Origin of the sequence: Sphingobacterium chungjuense (genome assembly GCF_011316935.1) — a bacterium.
Taxonomy (GTDB): domain Bacteria; phylum Bacteroidota; class Bacteroidia; order Sphingobacteriales; family Sphingobacteriaceae; genus Sphingobacterium; species Sphingobacterium chungjuense.
Genome location: NZ_WLYS01000004.1, coordinates 181,509 through 203,943 on the forward strand (window position 1 = coordinate 181,509; position 22,435 = coordinate 203,943).

Annotated in this window: 16 protein-coding genes; 5 read left to right on the forward strand and 11 right to left on the reverse strand. The window is 42.6% G+C overall.

Annotation, left to right across the window (positions count from 1 at the left end):
* Positions 1-14: 14 nt before the first annotated feature.
* Positions 15-3,146, reverse strand: coding sequence for a SusC/RagA family TonB-linked outer membrane protein (locus tag GKO22_RS11445; protein ID WP_166335160.1), 3,132 nt, complete (start codon positions 3,144-3,146; stop codon positions 15-17).
* 390 nt (positions 3,147-3,536) lie between these two features.
* Between GKO22_RS11445 and trmD the strand changes: the two genes are divergently transcribed.
* The gene (gene trmD / locus GKO22_RS11450; RefSeq protein WP_166335162.1) at positions 3,537-4,214 is read left to right on the forward strand and encodes a tRNA (guanosine(37)-N1)-methyltransferase TrmD; all 678 of its coding nucleotides are present in this window, start codon (positions 3,537-3,539) and stop codon (positions 4,212-4,214) included.
* A gap of 90 nt (positions 4,215-4,304) precedes the next feature.
* Here trmD and rseP read toward each other — a convergent pair whose 3' ends face one another.
* The 5 genes from rseP to GKO22_RS11475 all read right to left on the reverse strand — a co-directional run bounded on the left by rseP (position 4,305) and on the right by GKO22_RS11475 (position 10,267).
* Positions 4,305-5,636: an RIP metalloprotease RseP gene (gene rseP / locus GKO22_RS11455; protein WP_166335164.1), complete on the reverse strand. Its 1,332-nt coding sequence runs from the start codon at positions 5,634-5,636 to the stop codon at positions 4,305-4,307.
* Positions 5,637-5,697: 61 nt separating this feature from the next.
* Positions 5,698-6,852 carry a 1-deoxy-D-xylulose-5-phosphate reductoisomerase gene (locus tag GKO22_RS11460; protein ID WP_166335166.1) on the reverse strand — a complete coding sequence of 385 codons (1,155 nt, stop codon included), beginning with the start codon at positions 6,850-6,852 and terminating at the stop codon, positions 5,698-5,700.
* An 11-nt stretch (positions 6,853-6,863) separates the two neighbouring features.
* Positions 6,864-7,658 carry a hypothetical protein gene (locus tag GKO22_RS11465; RefSeq protein WP_166335168.1) on the reverse strand — a complete coding sequence of 265 codons (795 nt, stop codon included), beginning with the start codon at positions 7,656-7,658 and terminating at the stop codon, positions 6,864-6,866.
* Positions 7,659-7,681: 23 nt separating this feature from the next.
* Complete coding sequence (locus tag GKO22_RS11470; RefSeq protein WP_166335169.1) at positions 7,682-9,799, reverse strand: S9 family peptidase; 2,118 nt, start codon at positions 9,797-9,799, stop codon at positions 7,682-7,684.
* 126 nt (positions 9,800-9,925) lie between these two features.
* Entirely contained in the window at positions 9,926-10,267 is a 342-nt protein-coding gene (locus tag GKO22_RS11475; protein WP_166335171.1) for a DUF3276 family protein, read from the reverse strand.
* A gap of 273 nt (positions 10,268-10,540) precedes the next feature.
* Between GKO22_RS11475 and GKO22_RS11480 the strand changes: the two genes are divergently transcribed.
* Genes GKO22_RS11480 through GKO22_RS11490 form a run of 3 tightly spaced genes read left to right on the forward strand, consistent with a single transcriptional unit; the run spans position 10,541 to position 13,211 of the window.
* Positions 10,541-11,416, forward strand: a complete 876-nt coding sequence (locus tag GKO22_RS11480) for a LiaF transmembrane domain-containing protein (protein ID WP_166335173.1) — start codon at positions 10,541-10,543, stop codon at positions 11,414-11,416.
* Between the two features lie 12 nt (positions 11,417-11,428).
* Positions 11,429-12,472, forward strand: coding sequence for a sensor histidine kinase (locus tag GKO22_RS11485; RefSeq protein ID WP_166335175.1), 1,044 nt, complete (start codon positions 11,429-11,431; stop codon positions 12,470-12,472).
* The gene (locus GKO22_RS11490) at positions 12,465-13,211 is read left to right on the forward strand and encodes a LytR/AlgR family response regulator transcription factor (protein WP_166335176.1); all 747 of its coding nucleotides are present in this window, start codon (positions 12,465-12,467) and stop codon (positions 13,209-13,211) included. Before GKO22_RS11485 ends, GKO22_RS11490 begins: the two co-directional genes overlap by 8 nt.
* Positions 13,212-13,225: 14 nt before the next feature.
* On the opposite strand, the gene GKO22_RS11495 is transcribed toward GKO22_RS11490, so the two are convergent.
* The 5 genes from GKO22_RS11495 to GKO22_RS11515 are packed head-to-tail and all read right to left on the reverse strand — an operon-like array spanning position 13,226 to position 21,062.
* The gene (locus GKO22_RS11495) at positions 13,226-15,127 is read right to left on the reverse strand and encodes a RecQ family ATP-dependent DNA helicase (RefSeq protein WP_166335178.1); all 1,902 of its coding nucleotides are present in this window, start codon (positions 15,125-15,127) and stop codon (positions 13,226-13,228) included.
* Positions 15,128-17,191, reverse strand: coding sequence for a ComEC/Rec2 family competence protein (locus GKO22_RS11500; RefSeq protein ID WP_166335180.1), 2,064 nt, complete (start codon positions 17,189-17,191; stop codon positions 15,128-15,130). It abuts the gene before it with no gap.
* Complete coding sequence (locus GKO22_RS11505) at positions 17,185-19,239, reverse strand: ComEA family DNA-binding protein (protein WP_166335181.1); 2,055 nt, start codon at positions 19,237-19,239, stop codon at positions 17,185-17,187. The genes GKO22_RS11500 and GKO22_RS11505 overlap by 7 nt, the downstream gene beginning before the upstream one ends.
* On the reverse strand, positions 19,229-20,029 hold the full coding sequence (locus GKO22_RS11510) for a PorV/PorQ family protein (protein ID WP_166335183.1): 801 nt from the start codon (positions 20,027-20,029) through the stop codon (positions 19,229-19,231). The genes GKO22_RS11505 and GKO22_RS11510 overlap by 11 nt, the downstream gene beginning before the upstream one ends.
* Before the next feature lie 49 nt (positions 20,030-20,078).
* Positions 20,079-21,062 carry a 2-hydroxyacid dehydrogenase gene (locus tag GKO22_RS11515; RefSeq protein WP_166335185.1) on the reverse strand — a complete coding sequence of 328 codons (984 nt, stop codon included), beginning with the start codon at positions 21,060-21,062 and terminating at the stop codon, positions 20,079-20,081.
* Between the two features lie 100 nt (positions 21,063-21,162).
* Here GKO22_RS11515 and GKO22_RS11520 point away from each other — a divergent pair, with 100 nt between their 5' ends.
* Positions 21,163-22,425, forward strand: coding sequence for a DUF819 family protein (locus GKO22_RS11520; protein WP_166335186.1), 1,263 nt, complete (start codon positions 21,163-21,165; stop codon positions 22,423-22,425).
* Positions 22,426-22,435 lie beyond the last annotated feature (10 nt).

Sequence of the window (22,435 nt, forward strand, 5' to 3'; positions counted from 1 at the left end):
ACAAAAACTTTAATTTAAAACCTTAAATCAATACCGAATACCGCCATGCTCGGATTAGGATATTCTACTAGACTAATATTATTATTATCTTCTGGATCGACCCCATTCCACGGACTCCAAATGGCTATGTTCTGAAAATTAGCATAAACACGCGCACCTTTGAACACAGAGTTAATTTTGCCAAGTTTGGTAACGGGTACGGTGTATGCCACATTCAGATCTCGCCATCTCAAGAATTTAGCGTTCTGTAAGTCTGCAGAAGTAAACTGCCGATCATATTCTGGACTTTGATAAAACGCAATGTCTCCAGGCATCATCCACTGATTTCCAATTAGCTCTGTGGATTGATTAACTGCGGTTGCAAAACCAGGAGTTCCACCAGTAATCCAGTTTCGTGTATTATTGCTTCTAACTACATCAAATTGATAGCTAAAAAGCGTGGACAAACTAAAGTCTTTAAAACGAAGGGATAGACTTACTCCGCCCATGTGTTTAGGAATAAAAGTGCCAAATTCTGCAAATGATGGAGCTTGTGAAACATCAGTGGTTATCCCTCCGTCTAATGTTCGATACATTGGTCGACCATCCGAAGGCTGAGCACCTAGATAGTCAATCGTAGAATGGGATCCGTAAGGCAGACCTTCTCTAATAAGAAATGTACCCAAGAAGTACTCATCAACTAAACCTAGATTATCAATACGATTAACATTGATAGAATGCTGCGCTGTGATATTGAAGGAAACATCTTGGTTTCGTATAAAATCGTAACCTAGACTTCCTTCTATACCTTTATTGGACATTTGGCCAGCATTTACATCCAAATTTGAGAAGCCCGAAGTGGAACTTAGTGGCTGCCGCACAAACAAGTCTATCGTACGATTCCTATAAATATCAAGGGTCATATTGGCTCTATTATTAAAAGCCGTTGCGTCCAAACCAATATTAATTTTCTGAATTCGCTCAATCCGAAGATTTGGATTTCCTGGGGTCAATGGTGCCAAACCAGGGATGGGGGATCCGGAATAATTAGTAGTACCAAAGGATGCTTCTTGAGGACTACCGTAATTTGGCACACGATTTTGTGCTAAAACCGTAGCACCTTGTATTGTGTAATAATTTACAGGGATGCTTGATATATTTGGAACAGTACCATAAGATGCACGAAGATTCAGATTATTGAAAAGGGTTTGACTTTTCATAAACGATTCATTGTGTATATTCCATATTCCACCTATGGACCAAGTGGTAATGTTACGATTATCTGAGTTTAGGATCCGCGATGTTCCATCTCTTCTTATATTGGCATTAAATGATATCCGATCTAAGTAACTATACTCTGCTAATCCAAAGAAAGATCGTATGCCATACCCAGAGCGAGCGCTGGCGGCACGCTGTGGCATAGTGGGATTTCCCGCAGTTGGTAAATCACCTGCACCTTGACTAGTCCAAGGCATTCCAGGATTTAGATTAAACAATTCAAAACCCATGCCTTTGTAATACGTACGAATAGCCTCGAAAAAGCCACCCACATTTAGATGATGCACATCGTCGAAATCCTTTTGGTAATGAATGCTTGATGTGTTTATTATCTGAGAATAATTTTGCTGATTCTCTCTAGCCAAACCGTTCTGAAACGCCTGAATACTACCACTATACGACCCAGGATCTATATAAGTCTCTCGTAGAGTACTTGACACATCTAGACCAGTCGCATTTCTGATTTTAATATGATCCGTAATATCATAATTGAGCACTAACGAGGTATTTATTTTCATTTGCCTAAGCGGATCCATCGTGCTCATGTTGCGCTCAAGCACATTCGCAATTTGCCTTGTTTGAAGTGGCGTATGCCCTGGACCAGAATTTAGACTACCATCTGTGTTATAGGGGTTATCATATGGCATACCACGGTAGATCATTTGAAATGGATTCACAGGACTGTTACCGAAGATATCACCAACAGCTTGCCGCATTACGGAATATCCACCTTGTGTATTCCATTGCAATTGTAACTTCCCTGTTTTATGGCTTAAATTGATACGCCCTGTAAATCGTTCTAAATCAGAAGTACGATCAACACCCTCTTGATTGAAATAATTCACCGATGTGAAGAATTGTGTGCGCTCCTCTCCTCCATTTGCGCTTACCTCATACATTTGCGAAAGACCATTTCTAAAAAGTATGTCTCGCAAATTGGTTTGAATATTCCGCACACTATCTAGCATCAAATCGTAGCGTTGTAGTGTGCTTTCTGGTAAGCCACTGTTTCTCGGATTTTGTCTACTCCAAAACCAACCAGGCATAAGCACAGCCGTATTTGTGATAAGACCAATTTGTTCTTGATAATCTAAAATTTGGCGAGTATTCATCATATTTAATCTCGAAAAATTTGGCGCGTAAGTAACACCTGTCTGAGCGCGAGCAGTTATAAGAGTCTCGCCGGCACGACCCTTCTTCGTAGTGATTACGACTACGCCTACCCCGGCACGAGCTCCGTACATTGCGGTAGAGTTGGCATCTTTAAGGATAGCAAATGTTTCGAAATCATTAGGATTTAAGGTCTGAAATGTTGCATCATCAATTGGTACACCATCAATTATGTACAAAGGCTGTGCACCAGCCCCTTGTATTGATTGTTCACCGCGAATGCGTATGGAAGCATTTCGACCGGGCTGTCCTGTACCGGAATTAACTAAAACCCCAGGAGCTCGACCTTGTAATAGCTGCGTAAACGAAGCTACAGGCCTATTTTCTGTTACATCCGCAGCATTCAACTGAACAGCAGCACCTGCAAAACGTTCTCTTTTCGTTTCCGTATATCCAGTTACTACGATATCACTAATACTATTATCACTTAAGGTCAACTGAACATCAATTGTTCTACGCGATCTGGAATTTACCTCCTGAGTAGCAAATCCTAAATAAGAAAACTTCAATACTCCTCGGTCAGACACGTTGATAACATAGTTCCCTTCCTGATCAGTCTGTGTAACAATATTCGTCCCGACAACGGAAACAGTGACTCCACTTATAGGCTTACCATCATTCGCTCCACTTACTCTCCCAGTAACACGATGCGTTTGTGACTGTGCACTAGCAATTACAGCTGTGCAAAGCAACATTAGCAATAGTAGCTTTTGTTTCATAAGCAATTAATTATAAATATTATTTGGTTAAAAATTGTTAATAAAAAACAATTATAAGAAATAATTTAACACAAAAAGAAATTATATTTAAACAATTTGAATAAATAGTTAATTTTCAAAACATCAAACAACCGTGTAAAAACATAAAGCTCATCAGTATTTTAATGAGTAGCAAATTACTTGCTGTCGCCATCTAAGCTTTCCATAATACCCATGCAAATAACTAACAGCGCTTCTTAGGAAAAACATATGCCAGATGCATAAGAAATATAGACAGAAGACACTATCACCCCCTAAAAAATTTAAACATTCATCACCAGATGCCGTATGATGTAACAAAACCTACCTGCACATCTCCCGCTACTCACAATTTTGACCTACCTTTGTAACATGCGATTTGATATTATTACGGTACTTCCCAATTTATTAGACAGCCCATTCGCGCATTCTATTCTGCAGCGTGCACAGAAGAAAGGTTTGGCGGAGATTCACGTGCATAATTTGCGTGAATACTCGAGCAACAAACAGAAGTCGGTGGATGATTACCCGTATGGTGGTGGATCGGGGATGGTGATGCAGATCGAGCCTTTTGCCAATTGTATAGAAAAATTAATGGCGGAACGCGAATACGATGAGATTATCTACATGACTCCCGATGGCAAAACGCTGAATCAGGACATTGCCAATGCCTATTCTGCAAAGAAAAACTTAATGATTCTGTGCGGACATTATAAAGGCATTGACCAGCGAATAAGAGATATATATGTCACGCAAGAGATCTCTGTTGGTGATTATGTATTATCCGGTGGAGAACTGCCAGCTGCTATTGTAGTTGATGCCGTCGTACGTTTACTTCCGGGAGTGCTTTCAGACGAAACGTCAGCCTTGTCTGATTCATTTCAAGATGGATTGTTGGATGCACCGATTTACACGCGACCTGCTGAATGGCGTGGGCATCGTGTGCCAGATATTCTTTTAAGTGGAAATGAAGCCAAGATTACGGCCTGGCGACACGAACAACAGCTGCAGCGCACCACTGAACGACGACCAGATTTATTGGAAGATTAATACATAAAAAAACTCCCGATCCTTAAGAAGATCGGGAGTTTACTTTTATACCGCACTGCATCAGCCTTTAGCCTAAGGCGAATTGCGACTTTACTGCGTCAGCTTAAAGATATCATTCCCAAAGACGAAGATCATTAAGGCTACTAATATAAAAAAGCCTACCATTTGCGCCTTTTCAAGAAAAGCATCGCTTAATGGTTTACCCTGAATCATCTCCACTAATAAGAATACCACGTGACCACCATCTAAAGCAGGAATTGGCAACAAATTCATAAAAGCCAATGCCATAGAGATTAGTCCGACTAAACTCCAGAAACGTGCCCAATCCACTTCTGTACCAAACATCGTAGCAATACCAACCGGACCGGATAAAGCCTTGTCCGCCTTCAAATCGCCACGAAAAATCTTCCCGAAACCTTTGATATTATCTGTAATTACACCAAAGGCTTTTTGCGAACCTAGCGGTAATGCTTCCCAGAAACCATAATCGTAACGTACAATCGGCAGAGAACTTCCAGCAACGCTATACAAGACGCCAATAGTCCCTTCTGCTGAAACCTTTCCTGCTAATTCCACAGATTGACCATCTCGAATCACGCCAACCTGCACCGGCTTATTCGCCTGAGCTGTTAGCGTATTGGTCACTTCATCTTGGAAAAGCACAGGCTTATTATTCAAGCTTACGATGCTATCGCCGGCCAAAATTCCCATCTTTGCCGCAGGAAGGTCTGCAACGACTTCATCAATACGTGCAATTCTTCTACGCGGCTGGATAAATTCATTTGCTTTGTGTTCGGCTACCATATTGCCCATATCGGCTGGCATCATCAAATCAATAGATTGGCCATTACGTTCTACTGTAAGTGTCGCACCCCCAAAAAGCACATCTGTATTCAAAAGATCTTGAGCGAAATGTTGCGGCACTTGTCCATTTACTTTCAAAATACGATCTCCGGCTTCAATTCCAACAGCTCTCCCCACAATTCCAGGAACAACACCATCTACTAACTTCGTGTTATCAATATCGGTCACACCGTAATGAAAGGTCAACATCCAAAAAACAAATACACCGACAATTACATTCACGATGATACCACCTAACATCACAATCAGACGTTGCCAAGCCGGTTTAGAGCGGAATTCCCAAGGTTGTGGATCTTGCTTTAATTGCTCAGTATCCATGGATTCATCGACCATTCCCGAAATCTTGACATACCCACCCAATGGAAGCCAGCCGATACCGTATTCACAGCCTTTGTAATTAAATTTAAATAGCTTAACGCCCCAAGCATCAAAAAATAAGTAGAACTTTTCTACTTTGATACCAAAGGCACGTGCTGCAAGAAAATGTCCTAACTCGTGCAATACAATTAACAAAGACAGTCCCAGGAGGACCTGCCCAATCATTACTAATACTCCCATTGAAAATTTAAAATCATATTGTAACTGGCCTGTCGAGCCACATCACCATTAATAACGTAATTTAATCTAAAAAGGTATGTGCTACCCGTCTGGCTTCTTGATCACTCAAAATGTAATCTTCCAAGGTAGTAGGTGCTCGATTACCGATTTTAGACAGCGTTTTCTCGATCACGTCACTCATTCCCAAAAATGAGATTCGATCTTGTAAAAATGCTTCAACCACGACCTCATTTGCTGCATTTAATACACAGGGCTGATTACCGCCATTTTCCATCGCGGTAAATGCCAGTTGCAAGTTACGAAACGTTTCCATATCCGGCTTATGAAAATCCAAACATCCATACTTTGCAAAGTCAAATCGCTCAAAATTGTTACCTAAGCGAGCCGGATAGGTCATCGCATATTGAATAGGCAATTTCATATCGGGCAGTCCGAGCTGTGCTTTGATAGATCCATCTTGAAACTGTACCATCGAGTGGATGATGGATTGGGGATGCACGACCACATCAATTTGATCTGCTGTTAGATCAAATAACCATTTCGCTTCGATCACCTCCAGTCCCTTATTCATCAGCGAAGCGGAATCAATGGTGATCTTCGCTCCCATGCTCCAGTTGGGATGTTTTAGCGCTTGCTCTTTCGTAACCGTTTCTAAGAAAGCACGATCTTTCCCGCGAAATGGACCTCCTGATGCCGTCAAATAAATCTTTTCTATTGGGTTCTCCGCTTCCCCCACCAAACACTGATAGATCGCAGAATGCTCTGAATCTACCGGCAACATACGCACGCCATGCTCTTTCACTAATCCCATCACGAGTTCGCCCGCTACTACTAACGTTTCTTTGTTTGCTAGGGCGATATCTTTTCCGCTGCAAATCGCTTTGCAAGTAGGCTCCAGACCCGCCGATCCTACAATGGCATTCAGCACTAAATCGATCTCCGGATCTTGTACCACTTCGACCAATCCCGCCTGCCCCGAAAGAACGGTGATGTTTAGTCCAGCAAGATTTCCTTTTACTTGTTGCACCGCATCATCATGCGCGACAACCACATACTTAGGTTTATATCGAATAGCCTGCGCTATTAACAAATCGATATTACGACCACCCGTCAGTACACTGACTATAAATTGATCTGGGAACGCATCCACAACTTCCAAAGCTTGTGTACCAATACTTCCCGTTGAGCCTAGAATGGCAATATTTTTTTTCTTCAAATCGTTCAACACTATATTAAATTATCCATCAACGAAGGATCGTCACTTCCTGCATAGTTTTTCATCATATCTACATACACGACCGACATGACGATGCTCACCATTGGAATCATGACAAAAGAGTTGATTACACTGAAGATTTTGGCCACCAAAAAGTAATCAAAATACTCTGCACTCACCATCAGTAAATGTGTAAAAGCTACTGCTAATACAATGACAGCTAGTCGAAAAACATTACCGCGAGTCAGTGCAACACTAAATTTATAGGCTTTAAAAGTTCCAGCCTGCTGCTCAATGATAAAAAACGGATAGAATATCGTACGCAAAACTACGAGCAACATAACGATACCGGTCAAGAAAGGATGTATTTCATTCCGTACGGTATCCATTTCGACACCTAAATAAAGCAATGGAAAACATAACACATACATGAGCAGATAGACAAATCCTGCCAATACAGAATACACAATCAGACCGCCAATGTATTGTGAAAACTGCCAAAATGAAGGCAAATATTTCCATATGCCGATCGAAGGCTCTTCTTTCACCAAATGCACAGCACGCTTCAACAGCACGAGTTGCAGACTAAAGTATAAGAATACAAATAACAGTAACATGCCCACCTTCACGAGATTCGCATAACCGTCGAAATAGATGGATAACAGGGTCGACAGATTGGAAACCAAAAACAAGAGTAAACACAAGCCGGCAATCGAGATATAATGCCGGCTCAATATACTTATACTGCGCGTGATGACGTCATTTGCGCGGAATGTGCTCTCCTTTAAAAATTGTAACATAGACATAATAGGCGTCTAATAATAAGGTGCTATTTCAGTTCTTTTGGAACTGGTTTTTCTAACAAATATTCATAATAAAAGCGAACGCGTTCTTTGAAGTCGTACGCTGATTTCCGACGCTCAAAACCATGTCTGCTGCCCGGATAAATCATAAATTCAAAAGGCACATCGCGATCGGTCAAGGCATCTACCAGTTGGATCGAGTTCTGCAGATGTACATTATCATCCAAATCACCATGCATCAAACGCAGGCCGCCTTTATAGCCATTTACATACGTTAGGACTGATCCTTCTTTATAACCATCTGGATTATCTTGTGGTGTATCCATCCAACGCTCGGTATAGTGCGAATCATACAATTCCCAGCTGGTGACAGGCGCGCCTGCGATACCGTAGTCAAAATCGGCAGATCCTTTTGTCAGTGCCATCGTCACAACATATCCACCGTAGCTATGGCCCGTGATTAGTAATTTATTTTTAGCTACCCAAGGTTTTGCTTTCAACCATTGCGCCACTGTACCATAATCGATCAGTTCCCAATGTCCTAACTTGCGATGCATCAAAGCTACGCCTTGCTTTCCAAAATGACCAGAGGCGCGATGATCACATTCGATTTGAATAATTCCTTCATTTGCCCAATATTGCTTCGCGGTGCCTTTCCAAGTATTACGCACGCTACCGGCATCTGGCCCACCATAAATGCTCATGATAACCGGATATTCCTTCGTTTCGTCAAAATCTGTTGGATAAGTCACGATAACCGGCAAACCATACTGTCCATCGGCAGATGGGATGGTGAAATAAGCCGTTTTCCCGACATTGTATTGGTCAAAATCAGCCGATTTACTGTCTTCCAGCTCGCGCACTATTTTACCGTTTAGATCAACCAAAGCTACTTTAGTAGGTGTCTCTACATTAGAGTATTCTGTGATAAAATATTTGCCATTGGGTGACACCTTTACTTTATGCGTATAATCGCCGAAAGTCAAGCGTTTAAAATTCTTACCATTAAAATCGACGCGGTATAGATCCGATGTCGCCGAATTTTCTTTTCGAGCGGTGAAGTAGAAAACTTTATTCTTCTCGTCTATGTGTGCGATGCTACTCACCTGCCAGTCGCCAGCCGTAAGTGCGTTCACCAATGTACCGTCCAGATTGTAGAGGTAATAATGTGCCCAACCGGTTTTATCTGATTTTAAGATATAATGTTTGTTATCGGCCAGATACGTAATGCGCTCATCGTGATCCAAGTTGATCCAAGTCGGCTGCGTCTCGTCGTATGTTGCGACTTTGGTGCCATCGACAGGATTTACTTGGTAGAATTTTAGATTGGTCTGATCGCGATTCATCCACTGCACCATGATCGATTCGCTATTGAAGCTCCAGTAAGGTTGACCAAAATATTGATCTTCTTCTTCATTAAAATCTGCCCACACCACCGGTGATCCTGCTACTTGGACAAATCCAACACGAACGCCAGGATTTTTGTCACCTGCTTTCGGATAACGTGTTTTCTCTACATAACCATGCTGACCCGGCGAAGCATAAATGGGGAACATCGGCACTTCTGAATCATCGAATCGCATAAATGCCAAACGTTTGCTATCGGGCGACCACCAGAACGCTTTGTAATTGGTAGATCGGCCTAAGATCTCTTCGTAATACACCCACGATGACCAACCATTGTACACCACATCCGAACCATCGGTGGTGTAACGTATCTCTTTGCCCGAGGCCACTTCGACAGCATACAAATCATTCTCTCTGGTGTATGCGACATATTTCCCGTCTGGCGATAAGGTCGGATTCTTTTCTTCTATCTCAGGGGATTGCGTCAGTTGACGCGACTGTCCGTCGGCAAGTGTAATGACGACATCTTTGTTCTCTACAGAAACCTTGGTAGATTCATCTGCGGGGTAGCTATACGGTGTCGCTGTGCCTGTCTTTACGTGCACCTTGTGCAATGCATTATGTTCACCTACTAGGTAATGATTGTCATCTGCCCAACCTCTGTATTGCTTCATCGGTTTGGTGAGAGAAGCTTCCTGACCCCAAGATTGTGCAAAATTCAATCTTTTGGTTTGCGCTTCTGATTTACCAACGGCAAGAAAACACAGCATCATCGCTGCTATAGACAACTTATACATAGTAAGATTAATGTTTTGCTACGAAAATAGAAAAAATATGGCACTGCAACAGGCATTGCCGAAAGATAGTACATAAAAAAAGCCACACGCAAATGGTGTGGCTTATCTATCTTTGATAATCATATTTTAAAAGGAAAAGTTTTCTTTGGCGTCACCATAGGTCCCCGTTCTTTCGTACGACACCTCTTCTTGGCCACCCTCATATCTTTTCTCAACTACATCTTGGTTGTTTTTGATATAACTAACGACATCTTGTAAACCTTCTGCGAATTTCTCAAAATCCTCTTTGTAAAGAAAGATCTTGTGTTTGATAAATTGCCCGTCTTCGAAACGTTTTTTGCTTTCTGTGATGGTTACATAGTAATCGTTTGACCGAGTTGCTTTGACATCAAAAAAATAAGTACGTTTCCCCGCTCTCACCTTTTTTGAAAATACCTCTTCGCGTTCTTTGTTTTCAAAATCTCCCATTAGATTAGTCAGATAAATTAAGTTTATGCTTTAATTTCTTCTATAAATATATAATAAATAAAATCATCAGGCCAAATTTCGTCCGAAAAAAAGTAAATTAATTTTTACATATTCGCGTAATTGAAATGACTTTGGTGTGCGATGGGCTTAAATTTTTTCACCGATTGATAGCGCTCGTTCACCGAAAAAAAACCTTAAGATGCCTATTTCAGCTCGCTAAGCTGAATTTTTCGATCTACTTTCGAATCATCAAAGGAACAAAAACACAACGTCATGAGTACACAAAACAAAAATAACGATAGCCGCCCACCAAAGTCGAACAACACGACAAATTTCGCAGGTGCGTTCATCATTCTGTTTGGCCTCGCATTGCTATTGAAGAATATGCGATTGGACATCTTCCCACGTTGGATTTTCGGATGGGAAATGATCCTGATAGTCATTGGTTTGGTGATTGGTGTAAATTCTAAGTTTCAAAAGAAATCGTCTGTTATATTGATCGCGATTGGTTCGATCTTTTTGCTAAAAGATTTAATCGGCATGTCTTTCGGAAAGTTTTTTATCCCGGCTATGGTAATCGCAATCGGTATCTATCTGATCAAGCGTAATCGCGTGCTACCATCTGTACCACCAGAAGATCCAATACGTCCGCGTCCGGATGATGAGTACGACTGGGACAAACGCGTAGATCCAGATTATGCCAGCGGTGAGATTTATCCGCCAACAGGCCAATACAAAACAGCAGAACAGCCTGTAGACCCTTATTTGTCTACAGGCTCTGCCTCTTATGCGAATTATAGTGCGCAGCATGATAGTTATTTAAAAGTGGACACATTCTTTAGCGACACGAAGAAATCCCTACTAACTACGAACTTCCTTGGCGGCACGATTACCAGCGTATTTGGCAGCACTAAAATCAATTTTTTGCAGGCTGATATTAAGCAAGCTGTGGTGCTGGATACATTTCAACTTTTCGGCAGTACGAAAATCATTATTCCCCCACATTGGCAGGTATCCAGCAATGTAGCGTCCATATTTGGGGAACTGGACGACAGACGACCTATGTTGGATATCACGACCGATAAGAACAAAAAGATTTACATCACTGGAACATCCATTTTTGGCGGATTGACGATTAAAAACAACTGATAAGTATTTTTTATGACGCAAACGCAGTATCCTAAATCGAAAAAATGGCTGATCCACACTTCATCGTGGATTATTTGTGTTTTGTACTTTTTGGTCGTTTATGGACTATTGTGGTGGGTCAAAGTTCCTTATGAAACGATCCTATATGATGGTGCTATCAGTGCTTTAGTGATTACGGGCACATCGTACCTAATTTACACGTCGTTACAATTCTATCTTCCGAAGAATAAGCAGTTTTGGAAGCTCTTTAGTTTTGCCATCATCTTTAGTGCCATCAGTGTTTTCTGCACGCGTTTTTGTCTTTTGCAGGTTTTCTCGCCAGAACAGGTGATTTACCTGACGTTTAGCATGCCTTTTCGTTTTGTTATCAATTTTTTGGTGATCACCTGTATCATGATCATCAATATTTTCTGGAACATTCAGGAAGAATATGAAGAAAACAAAGAACGCAAAGCGCAATCGGAGCGTATGGTGCGCGATGCGGAATTGTATAACCTCCGCCAGCAATTGCAACCGCATTTCCTGTTTAACAGCCTCAACTCGATCATCGCGCTGATCGGCAGCAAGCCACAGGAAGCCAGAAGCATGACCTTTCAATTATCTGATTTTCTACGCGGTACATTGCGAAAAGATGAAAAGCAATTTATCCTTTTAGAAGATGAATTGAAACACTTGCGATTATACTTAGACATTGAAAAAGTACGTTTTGGACATCGGCTAAAAACGATTTTTGATTATGATGAGTCCATTTTAGAGTCGAAAGTGCCCGTCATGATTATTCAACCGATATTGGAGAATGCCATTAAATTTGGATTATATAATGTCACGGGCGATGTGTTGATTACCATTGATGCTTATAAAGAAGAAAACATGCTATTCATTGTGATCACAAATCCTTTTGATGTAGACCAGTTTGAAAACAAGCGCGGCACGGGATTTGGCCTTTCCAGTATACAACGACGCCTATACCTATTATTTGGCCGTACCGATTTACTAACTACCAGTACCGATAACAGTACCTTTATATCCACTTTAAGAATACCTCAATATGATTAAGACCATTCTGATTGACGACGAACCCTTAGCACGAAGCATTTTGTTAGAATACTTGCAATCGCATCCCGATTTTGAGGTGGTAGCCGAGTGCAACGATGGCTTCGAAGGCGTAAAAGCCATACAACAGCACAAACCGGACTTAGTATTTTTAGATATTCAAATGCCTAAATTGACTGGTTTCGAAATGTTGGAGTTATTAGACGATCAACCGCATATCATCTTTACGACAGCGTTTGATGAGTTTGCAATCAAAGCGTTTGAGAAAAATGCTATTGATTATCTTTTAAAACCCATCAGTCCAGATCGTTTTGAGAAAAGCTTAGATAAATTCAGAAGTAATTTTACGACTTCGACCGAAACAAAAGCCAAGAAAACTAGCGAACAGCTACAAGAATCTATGGAAGAACAAGGTTTGGAGCGCATCGTGGTGAAAAACGGTTCTCAGATCAAAATCATACCCGTACAGCAAATCAATTTCTTGGAAGCTTACGACGATTATGTCAAGATCCACACCACCGATGGTATGTTTTTAAAGAATAAAACGATGAGTTCGTTTGAGAAACAATTAGATGCAAAACAATTTGTTAGGATACACCGATCATTTATGATCAAAGTAGATCAACTCGCTAAGATTGAACCAATGGAAAAAGACAGTTACATTGCGATTCTACATTCCGGGGATAAGGTGAATATCAGCAAATCGGGTTACGCACGATTGAAACAAGTAATCGGTATTTAAAAAAGGTGGGGTTATTAAAACCCCACACTCCAATAATATACATCTTCTTTGAGCATGATTTGTTCTTCATCCAGCAATTTTCTGAACACCTCCAGTTTCGCTTTCTCGGAGCCAATGTTGATTTGATCAATGAGTTCTTTCAGCGGCAAAGGTTTTTCTAGCAGTACGTTCTTCATTTGCTCCTTAATCTGGGAAGAAATCTTTCCTTTATGCGCACGCACCAAACACAGATCGCACACGCCGCATGGCATTGCGGTGTGTTCACCAAAATAAGTCAATAATGCGATACTGCGACAATTTTCCGTATCGAGATAATGATAAATTGCCTTGGTTTGCTCCTCTTTGATCCGACGACGTTCTCGAATAAATGCAGTATCAACATGCAGATTTTTGCGATCGATCCGAGGGCGCAAAAACTGTAGTTGCGGCGTATCCGTTTTGGGCATGTAAGTGATCAATTCCATCTGTTGCATGGTTTGCAGCATATGCACAACTTCTTGATATGGTACCAGTAGCGCCTTGGCAAACTCATATTCGTTGATGGGCACGAAAAGATCAAAAGCGCCACCGTAGCTTCTCAAAATCCGTTTGATCAGCGGATCGAACTTCGCAGATTGAACTTGAAATTTGTATAATTCTTGATAGTCTACTTCGAATTTCAATCGCGAAGGAATAAATACTGCCTCGGAAAGACTCAGCCATCCATCGCGCTCCAGAAATTTCAATGCGCTTAGAGTCGGCAGCACACCTAGATTATATTTTTTAGCAAAATCGACTACGTCAAAAGACAACACCGTTCCCACTCCAGCGCCATAAGCAATCTGAAAATAGTTGGCGAGCTGATGATAGACTTGCTGAATGAAATCGACAGTAGGAAAGGATGATTCCAGGTTTGTCCAAAGCCGATCGCGGTCTTCTTGATTGTATAAAAGCACGGGGAATGCTTTCTTGCCATCACGCCCTGCCCTACCGGCTTCTTGATAATACGCTTCGAGCGAATCAGGAATATCCAGATGAATGACAAAGCGCACATCGGCTTTGTCGATCCCCATTCCGAAGGCATTCGTAGCCACAATCACGCGCGTCGCATTACTCGCCCAGCGCTGCTGCTTTTCGCTACGGGTTGGCATATCCAATCCTGCGTGATAAAAATCGGCCGAGATTCCTTGATTCATCAGGTAACGGGAAACTTCTTGCGTTTCGCGCCGATTGCGTACATACACGATTCCGCTGCCGCCGATTTTTTGGATCACGCGCAACATCCTACCCATCTTGTCTTCTTCTGGCAGCACCATGTAACCCAGATTTTCACGCTGAAAACTCTTGGTCAATACATTCGGCTTCGGAAATAATAGCTTCTCCTGAATATCGACAATCACCCGTTTGGTGGCTGTCGCTGTGAGCGCTAAAAATGGAATCTTGGGATGCAGTTCTCGCAATCTATGTAGTTGCAGATATGGTGGCCGGAAGTCATAGCCCCATTCTGAGATACAATGCGCTTCATCAATCGCAAAAAGATTGACTTTCATGTGCCGCAACCGTTCCCAAACGATATCCGAATACAAACGTTCGGGCGATAAATACAAGAATTTGATATTGCCAAAGATGCAGTTATCAAGTGTGATGTCCACCTCGCGCTTCGTCATGCCCGAATAGATCGCTACCGCTTGAATATCTTGCTTACGCAATCGTTCTACTTGATCCTTCATCAACGCAATCAATGGAGAAATCACGATGCAAATTCCTTCTTGCAGCATAGCAGGCACTTGAAAACAAATGGATTTGCCACCGCCGGTTGGCATCAGCGCGAGTGTATCTTGCCCCATCAGCACTTCGTGGATAATCTCCTCTTGAAGTGGTCTGAATTGGTCGTATCCCCAATACTGTTTTAATATAGAAAGGCTGGTCGGATTCATCTATTCTGTCTTCCAAACATAAGCAAAATTATCCTTTAAGGTATAGTAATCGACGTTTTCGTCTTGCAGCATGGTGGCATTTTTTGCGACAGCATAATTACTGTTGCTACCATCTAACACATGCAATGTGGACTGACAGCTATTTTCCGATGTCAATGTCCGATTGTTTCGAATTAAGATCAATCCGGCATCTGCTGGCGGATCGTAATTCCCTTCATTCCACACATACAATTTCTTGTCATCTACTGCTAATAAAACATTTTGCTGCGCCGAAATACGCACGAATTCTATCTGATCTTTGGTTCGATAAGATGTTAGATCCGGCATCACCGCGTACTGAATACTGGCATATTCCAAGGAATCCAAGGTGCTAAAGAGTACCACTCGCTCGGGTTGATACCAAGCGACTGCCACATGTTGACGCAGCTGATAAACATGTAAATTGCTGTAATTTATCTTTTGGTACCATTGCCAGAAAGATATACTCGCCAAAAAAAACATAGCAGTGCATAGTGTACCCAAGGCTCGCTTTGAGCGGTAATTCACCGCCACAAAAATGGATGAAACTACTCCAAACAGCAAAACCACTTGTGACATGATAAAAGAAATTCCTTGCCAAGTCGCTCCAGGTAAATTGCCAATCCATTTTAAAGTGGAAATCATCACATGGATTGCCAAATTTTCTAGCATACCGAGTAACTGCGCGACCATTGGAATGGGCAACAACATCAGCCCAACGCCAAGATACATGATCACTGTAGCTGGTATTGTGATCAACAAATTTGCCAGCAGAAAATAATTGGGGAATTGTCCAAAGTAATACAATGTTAACGGTGTCGTTACGAGTTGAGCAGCTATCGAGATATAACTATATTCTACTAAAATTCGCAACCAGCGATTGTGCGGAAGATATAGCGACCGCAACAATGGAAAGATCAGAAATATACCCAACATCGCAAGGTAAGACAACTGAAAGCCTACATCAAAGAGCATCTTCGGATCGTACCATAAGAGGCAAAAGCCAGAAGCAAACAGCGCATTCAAACTATGTTGCCGACGGCCAATCCATTGACTCAAGACCAAGAAACTAATCATGATGCCGGCTCGCAATATGGGTGGCGCCATACCCGTAAGCACCACGTACAACCAGATAAAAGACAATACCAAAGTAAAGCGGAGCGATTTGCCATACGTCCATCTATCCAACGGTCGCAAAACAAAACTCAACAAGATAAAGACCATACTCACATGCAAGCCCGAAACGCTGAGAATATGAATCGTCCCTGTATCGGTAAACGCGGTATAAATTTCAGGATCCATCTCGGCACGGTAACCAAACACCAGAGCTGCTGCGACAGAAAACGCAGTTTGATCGGTAATGTTGGATCGAAATTGTGCAACAACCCGCTCTTTTAAAGATAGCACATAGGTGTACCAATTTGTTTGCGATTGTAGGATAAAAAGTTGGTCGGCGGATAAGCGTCGCTGATGATAAATCCCACGATTGGCCAAGTAGTTTCTGTAATCAAATTCGTTGGGATTGTATGGCGGCGCTACGCGCCGTAAATTCGCGGGGAATTGCACTTCATCGCCATATCTTGGCAATAGCGTGGTAGCACTATCTTGGTACAGAGTAAGTAGTACACGCCCAGAAACTCGGTGTGATTTGCCCAAAGAATCAATCCCCGCTTGCAAATCCACTCGAAGTCGAATCGAGCCTTTCTTTACTAATGGCTCTTCTGCCACTTCTCCAATCAATTGACTAAAATTTTGATCAGCCACATAGTCTGCTTTGGTTTCAGGCAAAGAACGACCATAGAGCATCAATCCTAATGCGATCCAACTCACATATAGAATGAAGGTCATCTTCTTAGCAGGAAAGTTTAGTGTTGGGGAAACCAGCAACAACAATAGCAAGCTCAGTAACACGCCAGTCGAAAATAGTACTAAGGCAGAGCTCCACGAAAGATATTGCGCCACAATGATTCCTAGTAGATAGCTGATCAAAAGCTTCAGAAATGGCAGAGAGCCGGATTCTAGTGATATAATCGGTCGCGTTACCATCTATATCTAAGTTGCAATTTCACTTCGCTACGTTGATCACCCTCAATTCGATCCAGTTGCGAGCCGATACTTTCTACACCTGGCAATTTAGTGATGGCGTAGCGTGCCCAAAGATCTGTTCGCCTCGAAACACGCCAACGGACATTAGCATACGAACGCCAACCTGTACCCGAATACACAGGAAACGAAGCGGCATACAGTACATCTTGCTCGTAGGCATAAATACGAGAGTCAAAAGATTCCGTATTAAAATACGCTAAGCGCACATTTCCTGATACTTTATTGTTGCGACTGCTCCACAAAAGATCTTGGAAAAACAACACGCCAAATTCACGGGAAGTGAGTTCTTTAAAATAGTAAGACACCTCTGCTCTGGATCTTATCGCCCAGATTTCATTCAATTTATATTGAAAATCTATCCGCCCTTGATTCCGAATCATGTCAGCCTGCAAACTTTCGGGTCGGGTAGGATCCGTGACATTTTCTTGCCGCAGGCGATGCCGGAATCGAAAGATTAATCGCCCCTGCTTGTACCAGATGTACGAAAGTTGAGATAGAAAATCGACGCCTGATGATGGCGCATCTGCCCGAAAGCGCAACCAAGGAAAGCTAAACGCATCCAGATAATTTACCCATTCAATTTTGCGAGATGGATGATACATCAATCCCGTGTAGAGACCGCGCTCATTCCCCAAAGTCGACAACTCGCTAATCGATTGTGCGAAGAACTGATGATAGTTCGCTTCATAATATCGATGATTTACCACCACAGTCAGCTTCGGATGCAGACTAGCCATGAACCCATTATTCGTGGCGTAGCCACTACCCAAGCTGTGTGCCGCTTCTCCATACAGGTAGGTATTCCCAAAAGTGTAGTTATAGTAAACGCCTACATTGGTGAGTTGATTACCCTCAAAAGCAAAACGATTGCGCAATTCATCATTGGGTTGTATGTATCCGTCGAATGTAGTCGATAACCAGGTTGCGCCAAATTTGACGCGATTTCGCTGATAAGCGATGTTCGTTCCGTAAACATATTGATTGATCGCTCGTCGATAGTCTTGCTCAGTCGGTGTACGGCTGTATCCCGAGTAATTGATGGTACGAATCTCCCGTTGGCCATCCAGTTCTATTACATTTCCATTTAACTTATTCCAAGCGATAAAAGGGGTGAATGACCAATTATGCTGGGCAATGACAGCCGATGCACCACGCATAAAATTACTTTGATTGAGAGATTTGTAAGGTAATAATCCCACACCTTGCCGAGCGACGCTCGCCATCCATGCGCCTTTGCCAAAATGCAATCCGTTCCACAAAATCAATCCTTGCCCCAGTTGCAAGGCATAATCACCAACCACGATTCGTTTAAAAATACCGACATCTTTAATCAGTACGCTCGCCGAATAGAAATCAAAGCCGTAGCGCTGTTCGTACCGGAAGAAAGGTTCGCCAGCATGTTTATTCATATTCACCGCCACCTCCAGGCGATTCTCATAGTTCATGCGTAATCGCACTGCTACGCGATCTGGAGAACCCAAATAACGCGAACGATTTTCATCCGTGATCTGATAACCTTGCTGTGCCTCCAAAACACGACCATACCGCACCATGATTTCGTAATGGCTCTTTTGCATCGTGTTGCGCAAAGACTGACGTTGCCACTCGCTTGGCGTATTTAAGCGTACAAATCGCTGCAGCAAACGCACCGTTTGCAGATCAAAGCCATCTACGGCTTGCAGTTCCAGCGTGGAGAGATATTGACCACTTTGCTGGCGATGCAGAAGTAGATTATTAATTTGTAATGGAGTCAAGAATACCAAAGCGGCAAAGTCTTGCTCGGTAGCTTTATTAAGATCAATAGGGCGGATCAGATACTGCCGAAGTCGTTCCAAGATTTCGCTCACATCCATATCGGGTGCTAAATCTTCCACCAGCTGCTCCAGCAGTTGTTCTTCCATAAAAGCATCTTCTAATCGTTGCGCTTGCGCTTTAAAAAAGACCAGTGATAGCAAACAAGCCCAAAGTGTATGTCGCTTAGAAAACATAGGACAAACCTAATTGCGGCGAAGCGCCCAATTCGCGATGTATGGAGGCGGCGATATCCAGTTGAATCTGACGATCTGTTAATCCCACGCCCAAATAATACTGCACCGGTTGTGACGAAATCCCTCCTCGAAAACGAAAATATCGATGCAATTGATACGATAAACCTGTTCGGAGCTGAGGATTTTGATCGCGCTCCCAAAAAATATCTGTCGTAAAGCAAAGCTGTTCCGAAAACAAATAGCTCATTCCCAATACCACTTCCGGTGCCTGTCGCGGTAAGAGGGCATGGTCGGAATTCGATAGATTAAGCTCGTGAAAATACCCGCCGATCACTAAGTTGTTGCGATGATATTGAATTCCTGCGCTTACACTATTCGTAGCCATTGATGAAATGTCTTCCCAAGCCACGCGACGTTGTTGGAATCCGAACGCCGCGCTCCAATTATTGGCGAAAGGGTAGGCATAGCTCACGTCCCAAGTCGTTTGCTGCAATACATCAGAGCTATTGTATTGATAGATTTGCACACCTACTGCGCCAGTTTTGAAGATGGGCAATACGCCGTATGCACCATAGCTGTATAAATCTGACAGAGCGTAATGCCTTTGGTAAGCGGCGCTAATCGAATAACTTTGCAGGCGAGCCATTCCGGCAGGATTGGCCACCGGACTATGTATGCCTTGGTATGCGGCAGCAGTATTGCCCATACCCAACAGCGCAGGCGCTTGAAAGGGCTGCGCCGAAAGGCGTGTAACCGTTAATAATAAGAAGAGCAACCGAAACACATTCACCAAATTAATAATTAGGTAAATATATTTCTTTAAAAATTATTAAACACTTTTATTTGTAAATATCTGCATTAACTATCTGCGGCATTTGTTGATCGTCTATTGCAGCCAACAGATTTTTTGCTGCCATTTCGGCCATAGCTGTACGTGTCTCGATCGTTGCAGATCCGATGTGTGGTAATACGCATACATTCGACATTTGTAACAAGGGGCTATCTGCGGTCATCGGTTCTGGATCAGTCACGTCCAATCCTGCACCCCAAATCTGTCCATCACGCAAGGCATCTGCCAGATCTGCTTCATGATGAATCGCACCACGAGCCGTATTGACGAATATGGCAGATGATTTCATCTTGGCAAACGCTTCTTTATTAAATTTGTGCTTGGTCTCCTCCGATAGATTGGTGTGTACCGATAGCACATCACTTTGAGCAAGCAATTCTTCAAAACTCACATATTTGGCATCGAGAGCCTCTTCTGCTTCTGGATTCCGATTTCTATTGTGGTAGATGATGTTCATACTATAAGCACCCTTGGCTTTTTTAGCCATTTCTGCACCAATACGTCCAAGCCCCAAGATGCCCAAAGTCTTACCGTTTAATTCAATACCCAACTCTTCGGTGAATCCGAATCCTTTCCATTTTCCATCCATGACCTCCTTGGATCTGAAAAATGCTTTGCGAGATACAGCGAGCATCAAAAGAAAAGCCACATCGGCCGTAGCGCCACTAAGCACATCAGGCGTATTCGAAACTGGAATGCCCAACGACGTTGCAGTTTCTAAATCGACGTGATCATAACCAACGCTGGCTAATGCAATACCTTTCAAATGCGAACTGACTTCCAAAAAAGACTTTGTAATGGGTAATTGTCCTACGTTGAGAAGTAGATCTGCCTCTTGACAGGCTTCTATTAATTCTGCTTCCGTTAAAGTACTGTTTCCCTGATGCACTACAACTTCTAAACCAGCTTCTTCTAATAATTGGATTCCTTTTGTGGGAATATCTTTGGTAATAAATACTTTTTTTGTCGTCATAGCTTTTTTTAAATCTTATTTACCCACATCGTGACTAGGTAGCAGTCGAAATGAATAGAAATGCTTACTTTCAGAACAATTTAGCTAAATTATGTTCCCCATGCAATACCCGATTCTATACGCAGCACCTCTGATTACTGATCAAGCGGTCATTCTAGGAATATTAATGCTGATTTTGGGATTTGTATTTTATAGCTCGTCGCTACAAAATAAATACATCGTAGGATTTTACCGGATTATACCGCCACTACTGCTCTGCTACTTTTTACCCGGTATCTTGAATTCTGCTAATGTGTTTGATGGTGCGAATTCACCTTTACCCCAGATTGGCAGTCGGTACCTATTGCCATCTTGCCTTATTCTCTTTTTGCTGAATCTCGACCTCAAAGAATTGTGGTCATTACGAAAAAGAGCAGGCATCATGTTTATCACGGGAACGATCGGCATTGTATTGGGCGGTCCGCTCGCCGTGTGGATTACGGCATTTATTTCTCCAGAAACGGTTGGTGGTGTAGGCACCGATGCCGTTTGGCGTGGATTGGGCACGTTGGCCGGTTCGTGGATTGGTGGCAGCGCCAATCAGTTAGCCGTGCGGGAAATCGTACAGCCATCACCCAAACTTTTCTCTGCCATCATTGCGGTCGATGTATTTGTGGCGTATTCTTGGATGGCTTTGCTCCTGTACGGCGCTTCGCGCTTCGAAAAGGTCGATCGCTGGTTTCGAGCGGACAGCCATGATGTGGCTTTGTTAACTAAAAAAATGCAACAGCGCGAACTGCAAAACAAACGCAGTCCAGAAGTAAAAGATTTGATTCTCATGCTAAGCTTTGCTCTGGGTGGTACCGGTTTGGCCACTTTTTTGGCGGAGCCAATAGCCGAGTACATCCAAACTTATCATCCTGCACTGGCCAATTTCTCTTTGACCAATACCTTCTTCTGGATTATACTGTTTGCTACGCTCATCGGAATCGGACTTTCCTTTACGCCTGCACGACGGCTAGAATTTGCGGGAGCTTCAAAGCTAGCGACTGTATTACTTTATATGCTGATCGTCACGATTGGTATGCAAATGGATATTTTGGCCATTAGTGACAATCCAGGCTTATTTTTAGTCGGTTTTCTGTGGTTATTTTTTCATGCACTATTGTTATTCTTGGTAGGCCGACTATTTAAAATACCGTTCTTCTACTTTGCGTTGGGCAGCATGGCCAACGTAGGAGGTGTAGCTTCAGCTTCTGTCACTGCTTCGGCTTTCCATCCTTCGTTGATCTCTGCGGCTGTTTTACTATGTGTGTTCAGCTATGCCATAGGCACGTATGCCGGGTGGCTTACGGCCTTATTGATGCAGCTGGTATCTCCTTAATTTTATCTCG